This window comes from Neptuniibacter sp. QD48_55, assembly GCF_047778115.1.
In the GTDB taxonomy this organism is placed as follows: domain Bacteria; phylum Pseudomonadota; class Gammaproteobacteria; order Pseudomonadales; family Balneatricaceae; genus Neptuniibacter.
Window position 1 is genome coordinate 1822356 of record NZ_CP180555.1, and the last position, 20760, is coordinate 1843115.

Consider the following 20760-nt stretch of genomic DNA (forward strand, 5'->3'; position numbering starts at 1 on the left):
TCCTAATAACCAGGTTGCCCATAGATATTTAAGCTCAAGTTTACGGCCTAATTATCTGATTTATATTTATTTATTATTCTAAATATCACTTGAAGGCGCGATAGCATCGGCACCCTTGTATACATCAAAGCTCTCAACATCCATGGCCCCAGCATTCGAAATTTCTTCAACTGGAATGTGCGCAGGCAAAGCAACCAACTCATCACTATAACCAACAAGCTGTACACCTTCTTTCTTACAATGCCTAAGCACCTTCTCCAGCGCCTTAACAACCGCCACCTGCCTACCATTAAGCTGTTCGCGCGCTATCCTTGGATCTTTGGGCTTACTTGTTACCTGCTTTATAGCATAACCATCATCATCAAGAAGCTGAATTGTTACATTCTTTAGCTTTTCTTTAAGAAGAAGAGCCTTAGCCTGTTTGAAGTCCTGCTCACTATTACAGCACACAGCATCATCAAGGCCACATTGATGTAAGGCATCAACAATCTCTTGATCTTGTGCTGATTCTCTTAAAACTATATCCATTTCAGATAGTTACCTATAAATAGATAGAAATTAGTTTACCTGTAGCAAGCATTATTTTATTAAAGATATGCTCAGTAAGCTATGAATCAATTTTGCACAAAGCTTAATGAAGATTAACATCGTTAATAATATATAGCATCACTACTTTAATTCTAATTAGCCGATAACATTTGCTTTAATTTTATCACTTCTAGCTGCAGCTCAGCTTTTTCTCCCGTAAGAATATCAATTGCCCTATTGAGCCTCTTGTTCTCCTCTTGCAGGGTGCGACTCTCCACTTGAACCTCAATGTATTGATCGATATTAGAGCTGCCTTCAGACATTATCTCAGCCTGCTTCAACTCTCTAGTAAGACGGGATATCTCCGAGTGGCTCTCGATAAGCTTTGTTTCGCACTCTGCAATTTTTAGCAGGCCATCACCCTTCTCATTTGAGAGCCTTTCATTATCTTGGAGCAATCGAAGGCATTGCGCCCTCAGCTCCTTTAACTCTCCATGGTCAGCAGAAGAGGCTTTAGACAGCTTTCTAGCCCTGTCAGCAAACTCACTTTCCATGGCGCTTCTTTGTGAATCGAGCTCCTTATTAGCATAAGCAAGCGCTTGTAGCCAAAGCTTGTTAGCAGTATTGGCAACCGGCTCTGGAATGCCTGGGTTTCGCTCAGCCTCATCAAGACGCAGCCCAAGCTCAGACCACCAAACATTTAGCGCTTTGTTTATCGTCGTAATTGAGCCTGTTCCAATTCGATCTCTAATGCTTTGCTGTGTGGGCTTTATGCCTTCACGCAACAGCTTATCGGCAGTTTCTTTTACCAAATCCTGTGTATTCTGTTTCATATAATATTAAATATGTATCGAATGATACGTATCATTATATACGCACACCGCTTTGTTTCAATTTTTATATTGCCGGAATGACTAGATGAGCTACGCTAAAAGTAACCCTAACTGCATGATAAGGAAGTACTATGAAAGCAAAAATAGCAATCAACGGTTACGGCAGAATAGGCAGAAATATCCTCAGAGCCTTTTATGAATCCCACTTGAGTGACAATTTACAGATAGTTGCCATTAACGACCTTTGTGACCCTCAGGTAAATGCACACCTAACGCAATACGACAGCATTCACGGTCGATTCAGACATGAAGTTATCGCTGAGAACGACGCTTTAATCGTTAATGGCGACGTCATAAAAGTGCTTCGAGAAAAAGACACCAGCGCCCTACCCTGGGCTGATCTAGATATAGATATTGTGTTTGAATGCACTGGCCTATTTACTGATAGAGAATCAGCCTCTAAACACATAGACGCCGGAGCAAAAAAAGTACTGATATCAGCGCCATCTAAAGATGCGGACTCATGCGTTGTTTACGGCGTAAACCAAGATTCAATTCAACCTCATCACACCATCATCTCCAACGCATCATGCACAACCAACTGCCTTGCACCATTAGCCAAGATAATCAACAACCATTTCGGCATTGAATCAGGCCTAATGACAACTATCCACGCCTATACAAATGATCAACACCTAATGGACGCCTTTAGCGGCGACTTATATAGAGCAAGATCTGCTGCTAGCTCCATGATCCCAACCAAAACAGGCGCTGCAGCAGCGGTTGGCTTAGTCCTACCTGAGCTTAAAGGAAAGCTCTCAGGCATGGCTATCCGTGTTCCCACCTCAAACGTATCCCTCGTTGATCTCAGCGCAACACTAAAGAGCCACTGCTCAGCAAGCGAGTTAAACGACTTAATCCAAAGGGAGGCAGACAGTAACTACGCCGGAATCGTTGCATGCAATCAAGAACCCCTAGTCTCCATCGATTTCAATCACAGACCCGAATCCTGTATTTTCGATGCCACCCAAACCATGACCCACGCAAATACCATTAAGGTATTTGCGTGGTATGACAATGAATGGGGCTTCTCAAATAGAATGCTTGATACAGCCCAGCTAATTCACCAAATCTCAAATTAAGATGACCATAAAAACTAAGCCCTTCATACCTAATGAAGGGCTTAATTTTTCCAGCAAATATGACGTTGTAATTATTTGAGATAATTAATCTGTGAAAGATATAAATCTTGCGAACTGCAGCCGTGAGGATCACTAATCTTAGTTTGTAGCGCCGCTTTTATACTATCAGGAACCTTATCCACCTCTGTCGCTGTTACAGCCTGGTAGTGCTCCTGCACAAGATAAGTTGGCGAGTAACGCGAAACCTGAATGTAGGTTATTCCTCGCTCAGTGATCGATGCATAGCTGATTTTGGAAAAGCGGTTCTTGTTAAGATCGCCTGCGATATAGCCACTATCACAAGCAACCGAAAGCTTTTTACCAGCTGCGGTTGGCTTAAATACATCAGTAGGATCAGCGCCTGCCAATACAGCCTCTACTTTATCAGCATCATTTAAAGGGACTTTTGCAGCTTTATTCGCAGCTGCAGGAGAGCTCGGCGACTGAGCAAGATAATCCATATCAAGCGCTTTGATTGCCTGATACCCGATAACACCAGCAACAGCCAGTATAAATATGCCTTTCGGAAGATCTGTCATAACACCTCTGAACTCCCTTTCCTGCGTGTTGTTTATATCCCTCGATGTCATTTAAGTATAGCAATGACTATCTCGTTGACTGCACTAATCCCTTAAGCAAAAACAACCAGCCCTATATATAGTAAGGCTATTCACTTAATAACAGTAATAATAGACATCATTTCAAACTATGCAATAACCATTAAGTCCCGCCAATAAAGGCTTGAGGCGCATTTATGAAACACTTTTAAAAAATCCCATATAAATCACATGGATAGAAAATATGCGTATCAACATGAAAAATAAACAGGTTGATAAAACAGATAAGGAATTACATTAAATAGCTAGGAAAGGGAGCTTTTTTTTGCAGGACCTCGCACCACAAATAGAAAGGCGCACACAGATAAGAAAAATAGCGTAAAAATATAAGCTTTGAAGATAAATCTAAGGAAGTGATTACCACAAGTGGTGCCCGGGACCGGACTCGAACCGGTACACTCTTGCGAGCGGGAGATTTTAAGTCTCCTGTGTCTACCAATTTCACCACCCGGGCATAAGATGGAGGCGCGGGTCGGAATCGAACCGGCGTACACGGAGTTGCAGTCCGCTGCATGACCACTCTGCCACCGCGCCTCAATATTGTTACTTTAGAATTTGGAGCGGGAAACGAGGTTCGAACTCGCGACCCCAACCTTGGCAAGGTTGTGCTCTACCACTGAGCTATTCCCGCTCTGCTGTAACAATGTGGTGCGTATTATAGAGAGCCCCATTTATAAGTCAACACATATTTTATAAAAAAATCTGCTTAATTATTAACCACTTACATCTGTTCAGATAAAGCAGGCCAAGAAGCTCTAAGGTACTGATACATAGACCATAAAGTTAATGCTGCTGCTAGATACAGTGCAACAATCCCTGCTATCGATATGGTCGTGTAGGGCTCTGTAACAATCATGAGCATAATCGCCAGCATCTGTAGTGCTGTTTTTACTTTCCCAATATAAGAGACAGCCACACTCGCTCTCTGCCCCACTTCAGCCATCCATTCACGTAGAGCTGAAATTACGATCTCTCTACCGATAATTACGATCGCCGGAATTGTGATCCACCATGACGCATAGCTTTCAACTAATAGAGCCAGAGATATAGCTACCATTAACTTATCCGCAACAGGATCCAAGAAAGCACCAAAGGGAGAGGTTTGATTCAACTTTCTAGCTAAATATCCATCCAGCCAATCAGTAAAGCCAGCAACGGCAAATACCACGCCTGTAGCAATAGGTGCCCAGCTATAAGGCAAATAGAAGATCAGCACAAAGACAGGAATTAAAACAATACGTAACGATGTAAGTATATTGGGTATATTCATCTGGCATTCAAATATCAGGATGGAGTGCCGCATAGATTTCTTCGGCAATTGTTTTGCTTATGGTAGAGACTTTTGCAATTTCTTCAACACTGGCGCGCTCTACTTCTTGGATTCCACCAAAATGTCTAAGCAGCTCTCTTCTACGCTTAGGACCAACACCGGGTATATCTTCTAACACTGAGCGTTTTCTAGCCTTGCCTCTTCGAGCACGATGTCCGGTAATAGCAAACCTGTGCGCTTCATCACGTATGTGTTGAATTAGATGCAACGCAGCCGAGCTGCTTTCTAATACTGTTTCTTCACCCGTATCGCCTGAAATAAGTACTTCAAAGCCAGCCTTACGTGTAGACCCTTTAGCCACACCAATCACTAAAACGTCGGATATGCTCAGCTCATCTAGCACTTCCATCGCTTGAGTAACCTGGCCTTTACCACCATCGATTAACAAAATATCAGGCAATTTACCCTCACCCTTCTTAAGACGCGTATAACGCCTTAGAAGAGCTTGATGCATTGCTGCATAATCGTCGCCCGGAGTAATGCCCTCAATATTAAAATGTCTGTAATCCGATTTGAGAGGACCATTTCTATCAAACACTACACATGAAGCAACTGTTGCCTCACCAGAGCTGTGACTTATATCGAAACACTCTAGCCGTTGAGGAACCTCATCTAGGTCTAAAAGGCTTTGCAGCTCTAAATAACGGTTATAGATATTCTTTTTGTTAGCTAAATAACTACCTAACTGCTGCTCAGCATTGGTATTAGCAAGCTTCTGCCATGCTGCCCGCTCGCCTCTGACCGTATGAGAAACCGTAACCTTTTTGCTTGATGACTCTCCTATCGCTTGTTGCAAGCAATCTTTATCGTCAACTTCACTTGGCAACACGATATATGACGGTATTTCTCGTTGCGAACCTAAATACCATTGAGCTACAAAAGCTGAAACAATTTCGCTCGACGTTTCTTCGATAGATACCTTGGGGTAGTGAGCCTTGCTTCCAATAATTCTTCCGCCTCGTACAAACAGCATATGTATGCAGACCCCGCCAGGCTGAACCGAACAACCAATCACATCGGCCTCACCTTGCATGCCAGTTACGTACTGCTGCTCTTGTACTTTTTGCAAACTAATAAGTTGATCTCTATATAACGCAGCCTTTTCAAACTCAAGATCTGCAGAAGCATTTTCCATCTGGCTAGCAATTTCATCCATAACCTTGGTGTTCTTGCCATCTAAAAACATAGAAGCATGACGGATATCGTCTTGATAATCTTCTTTAGAGATCGCTTTTACGCAAGGCGCAGTGCATCTTTTGATTTGATACTGAAGGCAAGGACGCGACCGGTTTTTGTAAAAACTATCATCGCACTGACGTATCTTAAAAATCTTCTGGAGCAGGTTCAGGCTGTCACGCACAGCCCCTCCGCTTGGGAACGGTCCAAAATATTTACCGCTTTTACGCTTGGCGCCTCGGCTAAATCGCACCGCAGGATAATCATCTTTATCTGAAATGAAGATATATGGGTACGATTTATCGTCACGCAGAAGAATATTATAAGGCGGCCTGTGCTGCTTAATCAGGTTTTGCTCAAGCAATAACGCTTCGGTTTCACTGTTAGTGATAGTGACCTGAACATCAGCTATCTTCGCAACCAACGCACGAGTCTTGATACTGAGACCTGAAGAGCGGAAGTAACTAGAAACTCTGTTTTTAAGGTTTTTGGCTTTTCCAATGTACAGAAGCTCATTGTCTGCATCGTACATTTGGTAGATTCCAGGCCTTTTTGTGAGTTGCTTCAAAAAGGCGCTGGCATCAAATGTTTCGGATGGGGTATTTTCTGACACTGCTTACTGTTCTACCTTGGACAATAGCTTACGGTTATCCATGTATTCATGCGTAGCAATTCTATGAATTTCTTGCAGAGTCTCCATAGTCGACTCAGTAATACCCGCCCCGCGTGAAAGCGATACCTCCAGGTAAACACCTATTTCTGCGTAGTAGCAAAGCTGAGCGTCAGTACTTTGTGCTTTACGAAGTTTAGTTAATGAGATTTGTGCACCATTAACCAAAATATTATTAATGTCTGATTCTGATAACAGAACATCACGGTTTTGTTCGCTTAAAGGGACGTTATTATCTGCTGATCTGGTCATTGTATACCCTTATTTATAATCCCATCGTATTTGCAGCATACTTTAAGCATTTCAACAGTTGATGTAAAAAGGAAAGTCTTAGATTACGACGAATCGACTGTTCCTTATTTTATCTACTTAAAAGAGCACTGCGCATGGATAACGATATAGACTGGGTTTTAAGCAGCCCTTCTTTGATAAACGTGCCGAATAGCTATATTCCCTTTCATGACCTTATTAGTGCAGATCAGCCCAAATCAGTAGTAGTTAACAGATCAAGATTTACAGCAAGAAACCTTGGCGGATATTACGAAAACATAGTCAACCACATCCTCAACAATGACACTCATTTATATGATATTAAAAGAAATATTAAGGTTTTTGATAATAAAGTTACTTTGGGTGAACTCGATTTTATAGGCGATTCATCAAGGGGGGACTTCCATCTAGAATGTGCAATTAAATACTATTTAAGAACAGGTTCAGGCACCAAGCTTGCAGATTTTATTGGCCCAGGAAAGAGGGATCGGTTAGATATAAAATACGAGAGGATGGTAGAACATCAACTTAAAATATCTAAAACCCCTCAAGGCATCCTAGCGTGTAAAAGCGAGGGTTTATCCCCTGTGATTTTCGTCATGCTAATGCAGGGTTACCTATTCCATCCTTTTACTGAGTTTGGTTCTAAAATAGAACTTCACCCTGCAATTAATCCCAATCATCTCCAAGGCTGGTGGCTTAGGCAGAATGAGATTAACCACGTTAAAAGCCCAGACTTTTACAGCATTATGCATAAGCCTTATTGGCTGATTGCTGATCACTCAAAACTTTTGGATTATGCCGAATTTGAGGCAGAGCTGTTAAAAGCTGACAGGCCAACTCTTGTGGCTAGATTTAATAAAAAAGGGGAAGAATTAGATCGTGGGTTTGTGGTGCCGAACGAATGGTAGATAGAAGTTAGCCGAGCATCTAAGCGAGATACCCGGCTAAAGCAAAAGCTTACTTTTCTGCAGCCGCTGCGTCTTTAGCAATCATTTTTTTAAGTACTTTGATGCCAACAAAAGTGCCAACAATCATGCACGCAACGATGACTAAGCTCGGAGCAACAGAGATTAGGTTATATTTATCCATAGAACTGTCCTAGATATTTTGTAGTAGTAATAAAGAAATATCGGGGGCAATTATATAGAGCTAACAGCCTGTGTCTATCCATCAATGGCCCATAAAAACCATTGAAATATAATGGCTATTTCTTGCTATCACCCTCTAAACGCATCAACAGACTTGAGGTGTCGCAACGCCCGCCACCCATTTGCTGAACATCCGCGTAAAACTGATCTACCAAAGCAGTAACCGGCAATCTAGCACCATTTTTTCTGGATTCATCTAGAACAATGTTTAGATCTTTACGCATCCAATCAACAGCAAATCCAAAATCATACTCATCTTCAATCATGGTTTGGTGGCGATTAACCATTTGCCAAGAACCTGCTGCACCATGCTGAATTACATCGAACACCTGGGCTGCATCTAAACCAGCAGCTTTTGCAAAATGCACACCTTCAGCTAAGCCTTGGACTAACCCAGCTATGCAAATCTGATTTACCATTTTCGCTAACTGACCAGAGCCAGCCTCACCTAGTAAACGAGTAGATTTTGCATAACAATCCATAACTGGCTCAACAACAGAAAAGTTAGCGGCATTGCCACCGACCATAATGCTTAAAACGCCATTCTCCGCACCTGCCTGACCTCCTGAAACTGGAGCATCGAGGAAGCCTACGCCTTGCTCTCCTGCCAGTTCCGATAGCTCTCTAGCAACTTCAGCAGATGCAGTAGTGTGATCCACCAAAATGGAACCAGCTTGCATAGTGTTTAGCACGCCCTGCTCGCCTGATGTCACAGCTCTTAAATCATCATCATTGCCGACACAGGTAAACACGACATCTGCACCCTGAGCAGCCATTGCAGGTGTTAAAGCAAAGCTACCTTTATAGTCCTCAATCCATGCCTCTGATTTAGCTGTTGTGCGGTTGTAAACCGTAACATCGTGACCTGCTTGTGCTAAATGCCCTGCCATCGGGTATCCCATGACACCCAAACCTATAAATGCAACTTTCATTCTTATTATCCCATCTAGATTGAACTGTTTTATTCTTTATAGGCTCAGAGTATAAAGGATGAAACAGCAAACACCATCTCGTACTTTTTAAATCGCTATTTTGCTATCATCTTGCCCTGTATTTCACGAGAGCCATTTATGTCCTTCTTAAAATCAGCACTTATTTCCATTTTCCTTTTTGCGACTTCTGCAAATGCGTTAGCACAAAGCGAACTTTATAAACTGAGTTTTCAAAACACAGACCACGAAAGGGTTTCTTTGGCGAATTACAAAGGAAAAGTCGTTCTACTTAACTTCTGGGCAACTTGGTGTCCGCCATGCATTAAAGAGATGCCATCAATGCAAAGGCTGCAGGAGCATTTTGCCGATCAAGAATTTGAGATTGTGGCTATAAATGCCGGTGAGGATTCTGTATCTGTTTCGAGTTTTTTAATGGAACTGGATACCGAATTAACTTTCACTATCTTACTCGATGAGAAAAATCGTTCTTTTAATGAATTTGGCATTAAAGGACTGCCAATGACGTTATTGTTCGATAAAGAGGGAAAATTGATTGAAACAATTCTTGGCGGGAAAGAGTGGGATCACCCTGAATCTATTGCGTTGATTAGCAAGACTTTAAATTAAGCCATGGATCGATGATCCATGGCTTTAAAAACTTATTCAGCCAATACCGCAGCTGCTGCCTGAGCTGCAACACCAATTTTGATTGGCGCATCCATCTCAGAAAGTGTGTTTTCTAGAGCGTCAAGGCACAACATAACATTGCGCTGAGTACATGCAGTACCCATCAAACCGATACGCCATACTTTACCAGCCAATGCACCAAGGCCCGCACCGATCTCTAGATTGTAATTTTTCAGTAGCGCAGTACGCACAGCAGCATCATCAACGCCATCAGGAATGATGACAGAGTTAAGCTGTGGCAGGCGACAGTCTTCATCAACTAGGAAACCGATACCCATTGCTTCAAGACCCGCACGAAGTGCCAAATGCAGCTTCTGATGACGAGCCCAAGCATTTTCAAGCCCTTCTTCTTCTAGCATTACTAGAGCTTCATGAAGCGCATATAGAGAGTTCACAGGCGCAGTGTGATGATAAGCACGCTTTCCACCACCACCCCAGTAACCCATTACAAGGTTCGTATCTAAGAACCAGCTAGGAACTGAGCTTGTACGGTTTTGGATAGCCTCAACTGCTTTCTGGCTAAAACTCACTGGAGAGATACCAGGAGGACAAGAAAGACACTTCTGTGTACCGGAGTAAATTGCATCAATACCCCAGCCATCAACGTCAACTTCTACACCGCCAAGAGACGTTACAGCATCAACAATAGTAAGAGCACCGTTAGCCTGAGCTAACTCACAAAGCGCTATTGCATCAGAACGAACACCCGTGGATGTTTCTGCGTGAACAAAAGCCAAAGCTTTAACATTTTCATTGTCTGCAAATGCAGCTTTAACCTTTTCAAGATCCACAGGCTGACCCCATTCATCTTGAACAAGAATGCATTCGCCACCAAAACGCTCTACATTCTCTTTCATACGACCGCCAAAAACACCGTTTTGGCAGACGATCACCTTATCACCCGGCTCAACCAAGTTAACAAAGCATGCTTCCATGCCTGCAGAACCAGGTGCAGACACAGGCATTGTTAATTCGTTTTCAGTTTTGAAAAGGTTTTTCAGCATCACTTTAATCTCATCCATCATGCGGATAAATTCAGGATCAAGGTGACCGATTGTTGGGCGAGCCATCGCCGAAAGAACTCGAGGGCTTACATCTGATGGTCCAGGGCCCATCAGGGTACGAACAGGTGGGTAAAAAGAGGTAGTCATTTAAGGCCCTTATAATTGCTACATGTTACAAAGGCCTTATTTGTATCAGTTGGAAGCCAACTCATCAATCATTGCGATGATCATTTCTGCAGAATGTTTAGCTGCAGTCACAAGAAATTGGTCGAATGACACGCCAGACTCTTTACCTGCGATGTCTGACAAAGCACGAATAACGATGAACGGCGTATTAAATTGATGACAAGTTTGAGCAATCGCAGCAGCTTCCATCTCAACAGCTTTCATCTCAGGGAACAATTTGCGCTTGCGCTCTACTCGCTCAGGGTCGTTCATGAACTGATCGCCCGTACAAATCAAACCACGAGTCGTTTTCATGCCGTCCATGCGCTCAATACAACGCTCAGCGACCTTTGCCAAAGTCGCGTCTGGAGTAAATGCTGCAGGCTGACGTGGCACTTGGCCATATTCGTAGCCAAATACAGTTAAATCCACATCGTGATGACGAACTTCAGAAGAAATTACGATATCACCAACATTGAGCTCTGGATCATAACCACCAGCAGAGCCTGTATTGATAACACAATCAGGTTTAAATGCCTGAAGAAGAATAGTAGTTCCAATAGCCGCGTTGACTTTACCGATACCAGATTTAAGCAAAACGATATCGTGTCCATGTAACTTACCTGTAAAAAGTAAGTACCCAGCTATTTCGTGGTCTTCTCTCTCTTCTAGTGCAGCTTTTAACAGCTCCACCTCTTCATCCATTGCACCGATAATACCGATACGAATGTTGCCGTTTTTCTGAGAAAGTAGCGCGGAAATGCTTTGTTCTTGGGTCATCAATGTTTACCGTCTAAAAAGGCCGTAATTACCATCTTAATAATGCGCGATTAGAGCATAGCTTTTATAAAAAACCTAGCCCCAATCCCCATGAATACTGGCTTATGACCGTTAAATTGCGCTCAAGCCTCAAATAAATAGATATTAATTGATTTAGTACAGGCTATTGCTAAGGCTCAGTTTTACCTATTGGGTACAATCCTGACCAACCAAAGCCGCTAAACAATTGATCACAATATTCATCGACTGGTGCAGTTAGTTTTAGAGTTTGTTCTGTTACAGGGTGAATAAACTCCAGTTCAGTCGCCATTAGCATCAAGCGTTGAAGATCGAATTCCTGCTTTAAAGCTTTGTTATGTTTATTGTCACCATGCTTGGTATCACCCGCGATTGGATGAAAGATATGCTTCATATGACGACGGATTTGGTGCTTTCTTCCTGTTTCCGGCTTAACTTCCACTAATGAGTAGCGCGATCTTTCATACCGCCCTACCGGCATATCAATCTCAACCATCCCTAAACGCTTATAATTTGAGACAGCTTCTTGAGGTTCTTTATCTTGATTTGCGTGCTTATCAGCAATTTTGTCTAGCTGCTCTTTCAGCGCATAATCGATCACATCTTCCTCTGGAGTGTAGCCACGACACATACAGAGATAGGTCTTACTAATCTTTCTTTCTGCAAAGATTAGATTCATTTGTTGCGCTATCTCTTTGTTTTTACCAAATAAAATAACCCCAGAGGTTGGTCGATCTAAACGATGAATGGTGTAAGGACTACCACCATCGAAATAGTTTTTCAGCATGGACGCTAAATTAGGTGTACCACGAGGTGCGATCCAGCTTGGGTGAACCAACAAACCAGAAGGCTTATTTACTGCAATTAAATGCTCGTCTTCAAAGAGAATATCAAGATCAGTCATAACAAAGGTCGTTTCAGTATAAGCGGGAGATTCTACCCCCCACTAAAACTATGTAAAGGGCTTGAAAAACCGACTAAAATACTTATATATAGAGAAACTTAATAGGGAAATCTTTTTCGAGGATATCATGCGTAACGTAAATACTTACGATGCTCGTTCCGAACAGTCCGTACTGCAGACGAACAAAGTCATTCGTAACACATACATGCTGCTAGCCATGACAATGGTTGTAAGCGCTATTTCTGCCGGCATCTCCATGATGCTTCAGATGCCTTTCTTTGTTTATATCGGCAGCTTTATTCTTAGTTTTGTAATGCTATTCATCTTAAACAAGAAACAAAATAGCGCCGCAGCTATTCCTTTAGTTTTCTTGTTCACTGGCATGATGGGCTTTGGCCTTGGACCTCTTATCAATAGCTATCTAGCTATGGCAAATGGTGGCCAGATCGTAACGACTGCACTAAGCATGACCGCCCTAACCTTCTTCGGCCTATCTGCTTACGTTCTTACAAGTAAGAAAGATTTCAGCTTCATGGGCGGCTTCTTGGCTGCTGGTATGATGATTGCTCTGATTGCAATGGTTGCTTTGTTTGTACTGCCTCTATTTGGCGTACAGCTAGGCGCACTTCATTTAGCATTCTCTGCCCTTGTCGTGCTGCTAATGTGTGGTTTTATTCTTTACGACACTAGCAACATCGTTAACGGCACATACACTAACTACGTTATGGCGACTGTTAGCTTATACCTGAACATTTACAACCTATTTATCCACCTGCTAAGCCTTGTTGGCTTTCTAAGCGACGACTAAGTAGCTCGTAAATCTATAAAAAGCCCCGCTTTCTTTGATAAGATTGCGGGGCTTTTTAGTTATAGGCTTTAGCAATTCAATGAAATTCTCAATAGTTATTCAGGCCTCACCCTCTAGCAGCCAATCGGCTGCGACAGCATTACGTTATGCAAAAACACTTTTGCAGCAAGGCCATGAGCTGTATCGAGTGTTCTTTTATGCAGATGGCGTTAATCTCGCTAACTCTCTAATTGCCCCACCACAGGATGAAACCCATTTACCTAGAGAGTGGCAAGCCTTGGCAACCGAACACGATCTAGACCTTGTTGTTTGCATCGCTGCAGCAGTAAAGCGAGGCGTTCTCGATGACAATGAAGCTAAGCGATATGAAAAACCGTGTGGAAACATTTCCAAAGGCTTTGAATTGTCCGGTCTTGGACAATTAGCTGAAGCTATTGCCGTTTCAGATCGCGTCGTTACATTTGGGGCTTAATGATGAGTGATAAAAAATCAGTTTTAATCCTGAATCAACATGCGCCTTATGGCACAAGTTACGCACGTGAAGCATTGGATGTCACTTTAACCTGCTCCATTTTCGAAATGCCGGTTAGTTTGGCTTTTTTAGGTGATGGTTTGTTCCAGCTTCTCAAAAGCCACAATACCCAGCAAACTGGCCACAAGAACATTGAGTCAATGTTAAGCGCATTACCCATGTACGATATTGATCAGATATTTGTTTGCGCTGAAGATCTTGAAGCTAACGCCCTTTCAGAAACTGATCTAGGTTTGCCCGTTCAAATTATCTCTCGGAACGACCTAAGCAAACTACTTGATAGCCACGATACTGTATTGACGTTCTAATATGATTTTACATCTGCTGAATAAATCTCATAACAACACGCAACTTTTAAACAGAATGCTTGCGAGCGTTAAAGACAAAGACACAGTTCTAGTAATTGAAGACGGCGTCTATGCCGCGCTATCTGCTAACGCTTCACTTTTCTCTGACTTACCTGAGAGCTGTAAACTCTTTGCCTTAGAGCCTGATGTAAGCGCACGCGGCCTAACTGATAAACTCAGCACTCGTTTTACACTGGCAACAGATGAGCAGTTTGTAGAACTAAGCTGCAAAATGAACAAAGTTGTTAGCTGGTTTTAATATGACTATCGAATTTGATGAAGAAGGCTATCTCAGAAACTTAGACGACTGGAATGAGACCGTTGCTCATTCAATAGCTGACTCAGAGGGTCTTACATTGACCCAAGATCATTGGGAGATCATCAATATTATTCGTGATTTCTACGAACAATATCAGCTTTCCCCTGCAATGCGTCCTTTAGTGAAAGCGGTTTCACTAAAGCTAGGCAAAGACAAAGGGAAAAGCATCTACCTAATGAAGCTATTTCCAGGCAGTCCTGCGAAATTGATCGCCAAGATTTCCGGCTTACCAAAACCGGATAACTGCCTATAGATATTAAATAAATTCACTCCATCCAGCTGAAATAATTACTTTTTTTGATCTGTACGGTTTAAACCGTAGCATTGCTAGTCTATGCTGTAACAAAACGCTATCTCCCCACTTTCAAGCTTTTCAAAGCTGTGGGATACTCGAAATATATAAAAAGAACTCTTTTTACCTGAAGAGTCCTAAGTTGTAGCAAACAGGATAGGTAGAACACTATGGGTCTAGAAGCAGCAGCTGAACACCTTAAAGCATTACAAGCTGAGCAATCATTACACCAAGAAGCCAGCGATACTAAGCGCAGCAATCAAGAAGAAGTTATTTATCATCAATGGGCTACATTCAAAGTTGATAATGAATTATATGGTGTTGATGTAGTTCAGGTAAAAGAGGTGCTTCGTTACAGCGAGATCACCCCTGTACCAGGCTCTGACTATTTTATTCTGGGTATTATTAATCTGCGTGGTAATGTTGTTACCGTTATTGATACACGCCAGATGTTTGGTCTAAGCCCACACGAGCCTGATGACGATACGCGCATCATTGTTGTTGAATACAATGAACAAGAAGTAGTTGGTTTGGTTGTAGATAGCGTTGATGAGGTAATCAACCTACCTCAGAACGATATTGATCGCGCACCTAACGCTACTGGCGAAGAGACAACAAAGCGCTTCGTTCAAGGCGTTTGCTACTACAACAGCATTTTGATTATTTTACTAGATCTCTTAAAAATGCTGCAAAGCGTCACTCCTATGGAGACCGCCGAAGAATTCTAAGCTTAACAAGCATGAAAAAAGCTGCATTTGCAGCTTTTTTTGTGACTGAAATATACCAAGGCTTAAAAGACAATCTAACCAATATGCACAGCTATATGCCTTCTTGATGAGCAATGACGATGCTCCCAGCAATATACGCCCTGCCATGTCCCTAAGCACAACTGACCGTTTAGTACAGGAATGGATAAAGAGGGACTCGTCAGAACACTTTTTATGTGGGCAGGCATATCATCATCTCCCTCTAGCGTGTGGGTATACAGTGAATCACGTTCAGGCACTAAACGATTTAACCAATTCTCTAAATCGTGTTTAGCACTAGGATCGGCATTTTCCTGAATAATTAAGCTGGCACTTGTATGCTGTATCAACAACGTACATAAACCTTCATTTACACCACTCTGATCCACTAATTGCTGTAACTGACGTGTGAATTCATAAAGCCCTTGGCGGCCTGTTTTGACTGTAAGTAGCTTTACCATAAAAAAATGCCCCTTCAGATGAAGAGGCACTTTAACAGATTAATAATAGTTAAAACTACATTACTCTGTTTGTTGTCATGAATCTGTCTTCGTCCTCTGGACCTGCATTATCCGCATATAAAGTTACACCGGAGCGTAAGCAGATAGATAGATTCTGGTGAGAAGCTTCTGTTTCTTTAGGCAGCAAGTGATCAACGATCTGCTTTTCATCCAACAACTCTTGCTCTGTTGCAGTAAGACGTTGGCGGCTGAAATCGTTTACATCGATATCATGAACGATTTGGTAACGACCGTAGTTACAGCGCACTGGGAATGAATAGAAGATACCTTTTGCGATACCGTAGCTACCATCACTTAAGATACCCATACTGATAATTTCACCCGGCTCTGTACCAAGCACCCAATCACGCATCTGGTCAACGATCGCTTGTGCTGCTGATGCTGCACTCGATAAGCCACGCGCTTCGATAATCTCACCACCACGCTTCTGCACTTTAGGGATGAACTCTTCTCGGTACCAAGAAGTGTCAATCTGGGACATTGCAGGCTTGCCTAGGATCGTTGCCTGGTGCAAATCTGGGTATTGAGTTGGAGAATGGTTACCCCAAATCATGATTCCGCCGATATCTCGCGTAGTAGCACCACAGTGATTCGCTAGAATACCTTTAGCGCGGTTGTGATCCAAACGAGTTAAGCAGGTAAACTGAGACGGGCTTAAATCCGGCGCATTTCGGCTAGCGATAAGAGCATTAGTGTTTGCAGGGTTACCCGTAACAAGTACTTTTACATCACGGTTCGCAAAATCATTTAGCGCTTTACCCTGACGAGCAAAGATAGCGGCGTTTTCTTCAAGTAGATCGCTACGTTCCATGCCTGGGCCACGTGGCTTAGCACCTACCAACAATGCATAGTGAGCATTTTTAAAACCGTCTTCTACATTGTCATGCAGGGTGATGGTATGAAGAAGCGGGTATGCACAATCCATCAATTCCATTGCGACACCACGAAGTGCATCCATCGCTTGCGGTAGTTCAATCAGCTGCAGAATTACAGGCTGATCTTTACCCATCATTTCACCAGCAGCAATCTTAAACAGCAAACTGTAGCTAATAGCACCTGCGGCACCGGTTACGGCTACTCGAACTGGACGTCTCATTGCTTTTTACCCCTAAATATTGGCAATAAAATCATTTAATACCAAAGTATATAGACTGTAAGCAATTATGTAAGTACTTCTCTAGTACTCAATATGAACTTTCTAAATAAACCGAAGAACTATTTTTATAGGCCACGACTGGATTCAGTACGGAGAAACACACTGCTTTCTGAATTTAATGCACCATCAATCATTGTAAGCAGCTTCTCTTTATCACGCCCCAACACCCCTTTGAGCACAAGATAATTCGAGGCATGGTCGCTCCTAAAAATAGTCTTGCCCAAATCAAGATGACCAATAAAGGTTTGCATCTCTTCGATCAACTGACGTTGGCTGCAGAACTCGAAATCATCACCAAACGACTTTACAAATTCAGCCTCACCTTCATGGAAAAACAACACCAAGGTCGCTAAGTAATCGGGCTGAACCGCATTGACCAATCGTGCCGAGTCAATCGCATGCTGGTGGGAGTATCTTGATCCGCCCATACCATTAATGATCATTACGGAAGATTTAATGCCGGCCGCTTTAATCTTAAGCAGAGCATCCTTGGTCGTCTCGAAGGTTTCACCCTTCTCTATCTTCTCAAGAATCTCGTCATTACCGCTTTCAGCACCAACGTACAGAAGTGACAAGCCTAATTCACGTAACTCAGACAACTCTTCAACGGTCATATTTAGGAGATTACGAGGTAAGCAATATGCAGAAACTCTTGAAACGCTAGGCAGGTGCTCTTTGATGACCAGTAAGATCTCTTTCAAACGCTTAAATGACAAAGCCATTGCGTCGCCGTCAGCGAGAAACACCTTTCTAACAGCACCAAGCGCAGCACTGCAACGAATGACTTCTTCAGTAATGTCAGCAATAGATTTAGGACGGAATTTTTTTTGTGGTGCACGATACATTTCACAGTACGTGCACTTATTCCAACTACAACCATTCGTTACCTGCAGGATCAGTGAATGGGCTTCACTTGGAGGCCTAAAGACAGGTTCGATATAATTAATTGGAGGATATTGAAACATTCTGATCCGCCTTATTGAAAAGTCGGTAGAAATTTTCAGTAGTTTTCTGAGCAACTACATCAATGGAAACACCCTTAAGATCCGCGATACACTGAGCCACTTCAACCACATACTTAGGTTCATTCTTCTTACCTCGATGCGGTACCGGGGCTAGATAAGGCGCATCAGTCTCGATAAGGATTCGCTCTAGAGGGATTTCTTTAACTACATCGCGCAACTCACTGGCATTGCGGAACGTTGTGATGCCAGAGAATGAAATATAGTAGTTCATATCTAAGGCCGCTTTAGCCATGTCTAAACTTTCTGTAAAACAGTGCAGCACGCCACCGGATTCCTGATTACCATGAGCCTTAATCATATCCAGTGTATCTTGGCGCGCATCACGCGTATGAACAATTACAGGAAGCTTTAGCTCACCTGCAGCGACTAGATGAGTCTCAAAACTTTTCTGCTGAGCCTTTTTGGTATCCGTTTGATAGTAATAATCTAAGCCGGTTTCACCAATAGCGATGACTCTCGGCTGAGAGGCATGCTCAATTAGCTCTTGAACGCTCACTTGCTCTTCAGCAGCAGATAATGGATGAATACCTACCGAGGCAAACACTTTTTCATACGGCTTTATAAGCTCATACATTGAAGGAAATTGTGACATTGCGATAGATACACAAAGCATGGCATCAACCTTACGGTCAAAGGCCGCCTGAAGCATATCTGAAAAATTATTATCGTACGGAGACAGGTCTAACCTGTCCAAATGGCAGTGTGAATCGATGAACATAAAAATAATCTAGATGGGCAAGGTACAGACTAAAAGAAAACTACAGAGCGTTCGTCTTGCGCTCTGAATTCAATGTACCGGCCAGATAGGTCTCTATTTTGTTTACAAGGGTCGAATCATCAGCAGAGAGTTGAATACCAATACCTGGTGTTCGACCACCCTGTGCGCCTTTTGGGGTAACCCAAATTACTTTCCCTGTAACCGGTATTTTGTCGCCCTCATCCATTAATTCAAGCAACATAAACACCTCTTCGCCTAGATGATAAGAGCGTAGAGTAGGAATAAATAATCCGCTATTAGTGATGTACGGTAAGTAAGCCTCGTATAGCTCTTCTTTTGTCTGAATATTCAAAGACAAAATGCCATGACTTAAACGTGGTACAGCTACCATATTGAACCTTTATCCTTAATTGAGCAGCGCAGCCCATTCCAATAGTATATTTTCTAACAATAACTGCTTATTCGGGTTTTGCCTAAGCATTATTGCTCTGCGCTCTTCGTGTACTTTATCCGCTAATTTAAAGATTTTAACTGGGTTGGTTTTTTTAGCAACCGCATTCAGCATATTACGCGCATCATCCTGCCTTAATAACTCAGGGCTTTGACATACCGAACCACGCGCAGCATCAGACAGCAAACTGTAAAACCATCCTAACAACATCTCTAAATCAAGCTTTTGCCAAGATTGAGCAACCTCAAGCGCCGTTCTTCTTTGTTTAAGTATATCCGCAAGTCCGCGAATTAGCTGTGCTCGATGCTCATTTAGACCTTTTTCTATATAAGACAGGGCCTCTTTAGGTGCTCCACGATTGATATGCAGTATGCTTTTAGCCTTCTCCGCATCAATTTCAGCAGCAGCCATTAGCCAGTTAATTGCATCACCTTCAGATGGATTATGGCATTCCACATGCTGACAACGGCTCTTAATGGTCGGCAATACCTGCCCCATTTTAGAGGTAACTAATAAAATAATCGTGTCGGAGCCGGGCTCTTCTAACATTTTCAAAAGCGCATTGGCAGAAGCGACATTCATAGCATCGGCAGGATCCACAACCACTGCACGATAACCGCCTTGCTGTGCAGTACTGTAAATGAATTCCCCTAATCCACGAACTTGATCAACCTTTAACTGCTTACCCTCTTCTTCTGGAGAGAGAATAAAGAGATCGGGGTGACTACCGGCGGCATTAAGGTCACATGACTTACAATGACCGCATGCTCGGCCCTGCACAGGGTTTTGACATAGGAGAGATTGCGCAAACGCTGTAGCAAAAGCCGCTTTACCGATGCCTGGCATACCATGAATTAATAATGCATGCGGCAAACGGTTTTGATCATGTAGCTGGCCCAAATGAGCGAATCGCTCATCGAACCACGGAAACGGCTTTAACAGTTCAGACATTTTCAGAGCCCATAAAAGTATTTACAGCACCTAAAATTTGAGCCTGTACTTCTGGAATACTCTTAGACGCATCAATTACGCTAAAACGATTAGGCTCAGCTTCAGCTCTGGATAGATACATGTTGCGAACTTTATGGAAGAAATCTAACTTTTCCTGTTCGAAGCGATCAGGCTCACTTCTTTGCGAAGCACGTTGTAAGCCGATTTCCACATCTAAATCCAAAAGCAAAGTCATATCAGGATGAAGACCATGCTGAACAATTCGCTCTAGCATCGCGATATGCTCAAGATCTACATCTCTACCACCACCTTGGTAAGCATAAGTCGCATCTGTAAATCGATCGCTTATAACCCAAGCGCCACGCTCAAGAGCAGGACGAATCACATTTTCGATGTGCTGTGCACGCGCCGCAAACATCAATAACAATTCTGTATCTTCACTAACACGCTCATCACGAGGCGATAGAAGTAGTTCACGCAACTCTTCTGCTAGCGGTGTTCCACCTGGCTCACGGGTAAGAACAATTTCTATTTCGCGATCACGTAGCAGCTGGCACAAATATTCAATATTTGTTGATTTACCAACCCCTTCAGTGCCCTCAACAGTGATAAAGCGACCTTTAACGCTCGTATTCATAATTCTGGATC

At 42.7% G+C, this 20760-nt stretch carries 27 protein-coding genes and 3 tRNA genes; 9 read left to right on the forward strand and 21 right to left on the reverse strand.

Annotated features, from left to right (window positions below; translation table 11 throughout):
* Nucleotides 1-78: 78 nt before the first annotated feature.
* Nucleotides 79-528, reverse strand: a complete 450-nt coding sequence (locus ACMXYW_RS08290; protein WP_415903681.1) for a response regulator — start codon at nt 526-528, stop codon at nt 79-81.
* A 152-nt stretch (nt 529-680) separates the two neighbouring features.
* On the reverse strand, nt 681-1361 hold the full coding sequence (locus tag ACMXYW_RS08295; RefSeq protein WP_415903682.1) for a DNA-binding protein: 681 nt from the start codon (nt 1359-1361) through the stop codon (nt 681-683).
* A gap of 131 nt (nt 1362-1492) precedes the next feature.
* Here ACMXYW_RS08295 and gap point away from each other — a divergent pair, with 131 nt between their 5' ends.
* On the forward strand, nt 1493-2503 hold the full coding sequence (gap, locus tag ACMXYW_RS08300) for a type I glyceraldehyde-3-phosphate dehydrogenase (protein ID WP_415903683.1): 1011 nt from the start codon (nt 1493-1495) through the stop codon (nt 2501-2503).
* A 71-nt stretch (nt 2504-2574) separates the two neighbouring features.
* Here the strand turns inward: gap and ACMXYW_RS08305 are convergent, their stop codons facing one another.
* The 7 genes from ACMXYW_RS08305 to ACMXYW_RS08335 form a co-directional block, all read right to left on the reverse strand.
* Nucleotides 2575-3081 (reverse strand): hypothetical protein, encoded by a 507-nt coding sequence (locus ACMXYW_RS08305; RefSeq protein WP_415903684.1) that lies wholly within the window; start codon nt 3079-3081, stop codon nt 2575-2577.
* 445 nt (nt 3082-3526) lie between these two features.
* A tRNA-Leu gene (locus tag ACMXYW_RS08310) sits at nt 3527-3613 on the reverse strand.
* 6 nt (nt 3614-3619) lie between these two features.
* Nucleotides 3620-3693, reverse strand: a tRNA-Cys gene (locus ACMXYW_RS08315).
* Between the two features lie 22 nt (nt 3694-3715).
* A tRNA-Gly gene (locus ACMXYW_RS08320) sits at nt 3716-3790 on the reverse strand.
* Nucleotides 3791-3880: 90 nt separating this feature from the next.
* Nucleotides 3881-4429, reverse strand: coding sequence for a CDP-diacylglycerol--glycerol-3-phosphate 3-phosphatidyltransferase (gene pgsA, locus ACMXYW_RS08325; RefSeq protein ID WP_415884617.1), 549 nt, complete (start codon nt 4427-4429; stop codon nt 3881-3883).
* Between the two features lie 7 nt (nt 4430-4436).
* Complete coding sequence (gene uvrC, locus ACMXYW_RS08330) at nt 4437-6278, reverse strand: excinuclease ABC subunit UvrC (RefSeq protein ID WP_415903685.1); 1842 nt, start codon at nt 6276-6278, stop codon at nt 4437-4439.
* 3 nt (nt 6279-6281) lie between these two features.
* Nucleotides 6282-6587, reverse strand: coding sequence for an excinuclease ABC subunit C (locus ACMXYW_RS08335; protein WP_415901069.1), 306 nt, complete (start codon nt 6585-6587; stop codon nt 6282-6284).
* 134 nt (nt 6588-6721) lie between these two features.
* Between ACMXYW_RS08335 and ACMXYW_RS08340 the strand changes: the two genes are divergently transcribed.
* Complete coding sequence (locus ACMXYW_RS08340) at nt 6722-7516, forward strand: DUF1853 family protein (protein WP_415903686.1); 795 nt, start codon at nt 6722-6724, stop codon at nt 7514-7516.
* 49 nt (nt 7517-7565) lie between these two features.
* Here ACMXYW_RS08340 and ACMXYW_RS08345 read toward each other — a convergent pair whose 3' ends face one another.
* Nucleotides 7566-7697 (reverse strand): hypothetical protein, encoded by a 132-nt coding sequence (locus ACMXYW_RS08345; protein WP_415901067.1) that lies wholly within the window; start codon nt 7695-7697, stop codon nt 7566-7568.
* A 115-nt stretch (nt 7698-7812) separates the two neighbouring features.
* Nucleotides 7813-8688, reverse strand: coding sequence for an NAD(P)-dependent oxidoreductase (locus ACMXYW_RS08350; protein ID WP_415903687.1), 876 nt, complete (start codon nt 8686-8688; stop codon nt 7813-7815).
* Nucleotides 8689-8826: 138 nt separating this feature from the next.
* On the opposite strand from ACMXYW_RS08350, the gene ACMXYW_RS08355 reads away from it, so the two are divergent.
* Nucleotides 8827-9315 carry a TlpA disulfide reductase family protein gene (locus tag ACMXYW_RS08355; RefSeq protein WP_415903688.1) on the forward strand — a complete coding sequence of 163 codons (489 nt, stop codon included), beginning with the start codon at nt 8827-8829 and terminating at the stop codon, nt 9313-9315.
* A gap of 32 nt (nt 9316-9347) precedes the next feature.
* On the opposite strand, the gene ACMXYW_RS08360 is transcribed toward ACMXYW_RS08355, so the two are convergent.
* The 3 genes from ACMXYW_RS08360 to ACMXYW_RS08370 form a co-directional block, all read right to left on the reverse strand.
* A complete protein-coding gene (locus tag ACMXYW_RS08360) occupies nt 9348-10526 on the reverse strand; it encodes a pyridoxal-phosphate-dependent aminotransferase family protein (RefSeq protein ID WP_415903689.1) in 1179 nt (392 codons plus the stop codon).
* Nucleotides 10527-10571: 45 nt separating this feature from the next.
* A complete protein-coding gene (gene mtnN, locus ACMXYW_RS08365; protein WP_415903690.1) occupies nt 10572-11324 on the reverse strand; it encodes a 5'-methylthioadenosine/S-adenosylhomocysteine nucleosidase in 753 nt (250 codons plus the stop codon).
* A 169-nt stretch (nt 11325-11493) separates the two neighbouring features.
* Nucleotides 11494-12246 (reverse strand): pseudouridine synthase, encoded by a 753-nt coding sequence (locus tag ACMXYW_RS08370; protein ID WP_415903691.1) that lies wholly within the window; start codon nt 12244-12246, stop codon nt 11494-11496.
* A gap of 127 nt (nt 12247-12373) precedes the next feature.
* Here ACMXYW_RS08370 and ACMXYW_RS08375 point away from each other — a divergent pair, with 127 nt between their 5' ends.
* From ACMXYW_RS08375 to ACMXYW_RS08400, 6 genes are all read left to right on the forward strand, one after another.
* Entirely contained in the window at nt 12374-13054 is a 681-nt protein-coding gene (locus ACMXYW_RS08375; RefSeq protein ID WP_415903692.1) for a Bax inhibitor-1/YccA family protein, read from the forward strand.
* Nucleotides 13055-13133: 79 nt separating this feature from the next.
* Nucleotides 13134-13526 carry a sulfurtransferase complex subunit TusD gene (gene tusD / locus ACMXYW_RS08380; RefSeq protein WP_415894421.1) on the forward strand — a complete coding sequence of 131 codons (393 nt, stop codon included), beginning with the start codon at nt 13134-13136 and terminating at the stop codon, nt 13524-13526.
* A 2-nt stretch (nt 13527-13528) separates the two neighbouring features.
* Nucleotides 13529-13894, forward strand: a complete 366-nt coding sequence (gene tusC / locus ACMXYW_RS08385; RefSeq protein ID WP_415903693.1) for a sulfurtransferase complex subunit TusC — start codon at nt 13529-13531, stop codon at nt 13892-13894.
* A 1-nt stretch (nt 13895) separates the two neighbouring features.
* Nucleotides 13896-14192, forward strand: a complete 297-nt coding sequence (gene tusB / locus ACMXYW_RS08390) for a sulfurtransferase complex subunit TusB (protein ID WP_415901058.1) — start codon at nt 13896-13898, stop codon at nt 14190-14192.
* Nucleotide 14193: 1 nt separating this feature from the next.
* Nucleotides 14194-14505, forward strand: a complete 312-nt coding sequence (locus ACMXYW_RS08395) for a TusE/DsrC/DsvC family sulfur relay protein (protein WP_415901057.1) — start codon at nt 14194-14196, stop codon at nt 14503-14505.
* A gap of 209 nt (nt 14506-14714) precedes the next feature.
* Complete coding sequence (locus ACMXYW_RS08400) at nt 14715-15272, forward strand: chemotaxis protein CheW (protein WP_415901056.1); 558 nt, start codon at nt 14715-14717, stop codon at nt 15270-15272.
* A 74-nt stretch (nt 15273-15346) separates the two neighbouring features.
* Here ACMXYW_RS08400 and ACMXYW_RS08405 read toward each other — a convergent pair whose 3' ends face one another.
* The 7 genes from ACMXYW_RS08405 to tmk form a co-directional block, all read right to left on the reverse strand.
* Nucleotides 15347-15751 (reverse strand): secondary thiamine-phosphate synthase enzyme YjbQ, encoded by a 405-nt coding sequence (locus ACMXYW_RS08405; protein ID WP_415903694.1) that lies wholly within the window; start codon nt 15749-15751, stop codon nt 15347-15349.
* Between the two features lie 55 nt (nt 15752-15806).
* Nucleotides 15807-16907, reverse strand: coding sequence for a malate dehydrogenase (locus ACMXYW_RS08410; RefSeq protein WP_415901054.1), 1101 nt, complete (start codon nt 16905-16907; stop codon nt 15807-15809).
* Between the two features lie 125 nt (nt 16908-17032).
* The gene (locus tag ACMXYW_RS08415) at nt 17033-17932 is read right to left on the reverse strand and encodes a radical SAM protein (protein ID WP_415903695.1); all 900 of its coding nucleotides are present in this window, start codon (nt 17930-17932) and stop codon (nt 17033-17035) included.
* Nucleotides 17910-18710, reverse strand: coding sequence for a TatD family hydrolase (locus ACMXYW_RS08420; protein ID WP_415903696.1), 801 nt, complete (start codon nt 18708-18710; stop codon nt 17910-17912). The genes ACMXYW_RS08415 and ACMXYW_RS08420 overlap by 23 nt, the downstream gene beginning before the upstream one ends.
* A 40-nt stretch (nt 18711-18750) precedes the next feature.
* On the reverse strand, nt 18751-19101 hold the full coding sequence (locus ACMXYW_RS08425) for a PilZ domain-containing protein (protein WP_415891390.1): 351 nt from the start codon (nt 19099-19101) through the stop codon (nt 18751-18753).
* Nucleotides 19102-19116: 15 nt separating this feature from the next.
* Nucleotides 19117-20112: a DNA polymerase III subunit delta' gene (locus ACMXYW_RS08430; protein WP_415903697.1), complete on the reverse strand. Its 996-nt coding sequence runs from the start codon at nt 20110-20112 to the stop codon at nt 19117-19119.
* On the reverse strand, nt 20105-20749 hold the full coding sequence (gene tmk / locus ACMXYW_RS08435; protein WP_415901050.1) for a dTMP kinase: 645 nt from the start codon (nt 20747-20749) through the stop codon (nt 20105-20107). The genes ACMXYW_RS08430 and tmk overlap by 8 nt, the downstream gene beginning before the upstream one ends.
* Nucleotides 20750-20760: the final 11 nt, after the last annotated feature.

Bases quoted from the DNA above. Each gene is read 5' to 3' on its own strand.
- ACMXYW_RS08290 (WP_415903681.1), bottom strand. From the start codon at position 528: ATGGATATAGTTTTAAGAGAATCAGCACAAGATCAAGAGATTGTTGAT.
- ACMXYW_RS08295 (WP_415903682.1), bottom strand. From the start codon at position 1,361: ATGAAACAGAATACACAGGATTTGGTAAAAGAAACTGCCGATAAGCTG.
- gap (WP_415903683.1), top strand. From the start codon at position 1,493: ATGAAAGCAAAAATAGCAATCAACGGTTACGGCAGAATAGGCAGAAAT.
- ACMXYW_RS08305 (WP_415903684.1), bottom strand. From the start codon at position 3,081: ATGACAGATCTTCCGAAAGGCATATTTATACTGGCTGTTGCTGGTGTT.
- pgsA (WP_415884617.1), bottom strand. From the start codon at position 4,429: ATGAATATACCCAATATACTTACATCGTTACGTATTGTTTTAATTCCT.
- ACMXYW_RS08335 (WP_415901069.1), bottom strand. From the start codon at position 6,587: ATGACCAGATCAGCAGATAATAACGTCCCTTTAAGCGAACAAAACCGT.
- ACMXYW_RS08340 (WP_415903686.1), top strand. From the start codon at position 6,722: ATGGATAACGATATAGACTGGGTTTTAAGCAGCCCTTCTTTGATAAAC.
- ACMXYW_RS08345 (WP_415901067.1), bottom strand. From the start codon at position 7,697: ATGGATAAATATAACCTAATCTCTGTTGCTCCGAGCTTAGTCATCGTT.
- ACMXYW_RS08350 (WP_415903687.1), bottom strand. From the start codon at position 8,688: ATGAAAGTTGCATTTATAGGTTTGGGTGTCATGGGATACCCGATGGCA.
- ACMXYW_RS08355 (WP_415903688.1), top strand. From the start codon at position 8,827: ATGTCCTTCTTAAAATCAGCACTTATTTCCATTTTCCTTTTTGCGACT.
- ACMXYW_RS08360 (WP_415903689.1), bottom strand. From the start codon at position 10,526: ATGACTACCTCTTTTTACCCACCTGTTCGTACCCTGATGGGCCCTGGA.
- mtnN (WP_415903690.1), bottom strand. From the start codon at position 11,324: ATGACCCAAGAACAAAGCATTTCCGCGCTACTTTCTCAGAAAAACGGC.
- ACMXYW_RS08370 (WP_415903691.1), bottom strand. From the start codon at position 12,246: ATGACTGATCTTGATATTCTCTTTGAAGACGAGCATTTAATTGCAGTA.
- ACMXYW_RS08375 (WP_415903692.1), top strand. From the start codon at position 12,374: ATGCGTAACGTAAATACTTACGATGCTCGTTCCGAACAGTCCGTACTG.
- tusD (WP_415894421.1), top strand. From the start codon at position 13,134: ATGAAATTCTCAATAGTTATTCAGGCCTCACCCTCTAGCAGCCAATCG.
- tusC (WP_415903693.1), top strand. From the start codon at position 13,529: ATGAGTGATAAAAAATCAGTTTTAATCCTGAATCAACATGCGCCTTAT.
- tusB (WP_415901058.1), top strand. From the start codon at position 13,896: ATGATTTTACATCTGCTGAATAAATCTCATAACAACACGCAACTTTTA.
- ACMXYW_RS08395 (WP_415901057.1), top strand. From the start codon at position 14,194: ATGACTATCGAATTTGATGAAGAAGGCTATCTCAGAAACTTAGACGAC.
- ACMXYW_RS08400 (WP_415901056.1), top strand. From the start codon at position 14,715: ATGGGTCTAGAAGCAGCAGCTGAACACCTTAAAGCATTACAAGCTGAG.
- ACMXYW_RS08405 (WP_415903694.1), bottom strand. From the start codon at position 15,751: ATGGTAAAGCTACTTACAGTCAAAACAGGCCGCCAAGGGCTTTATGAA.
- ACMXYW_RS08410 (WP_415901054.1), bottom strand. From the start codon at position 16,907: ATGAGACGTCCAGTTCGAGTAGCCGTAACCGGTGCCGCAGGTGCTATT.
- ACMXYW_RS08415 (WP_415903695.1), bottom strand. From the start codon at position 17,932: ATGTTTCAATATCCTCCAATTAATTATATCGAACCTGTCTTTAGGCCT.
- ACMXYW_RS08420 (WP_415903696.1), bottom strand. From the start codon at position 18,710: ATGTTCATCGATTCACACTGCCATTTGGACAGGTTAGACCTGTCTCCG.
- ACMXYW_RS08425 (WP_415891390.1), bottom strand. From the start codon at position 19,101: ATGGTAGCTGTACCACGTTTAAGTCATGGCATTTTGTCTTTGAATATT.
- ACMXYW_RS08430 (WP_415903697.1), bottom strand. From the start codon at position 20,112: ATGTCTGAACTGTTAAAGCCGTTTCCGTGGTTCGATGAGCGATTCGCT.
- tmk (WP_415901050.1), bottom strand. From the start codon at position 20,749: ATGAATACGAGCGTTAAAGGTCGCTTTATCACTGTTGAGGGCACTGAA.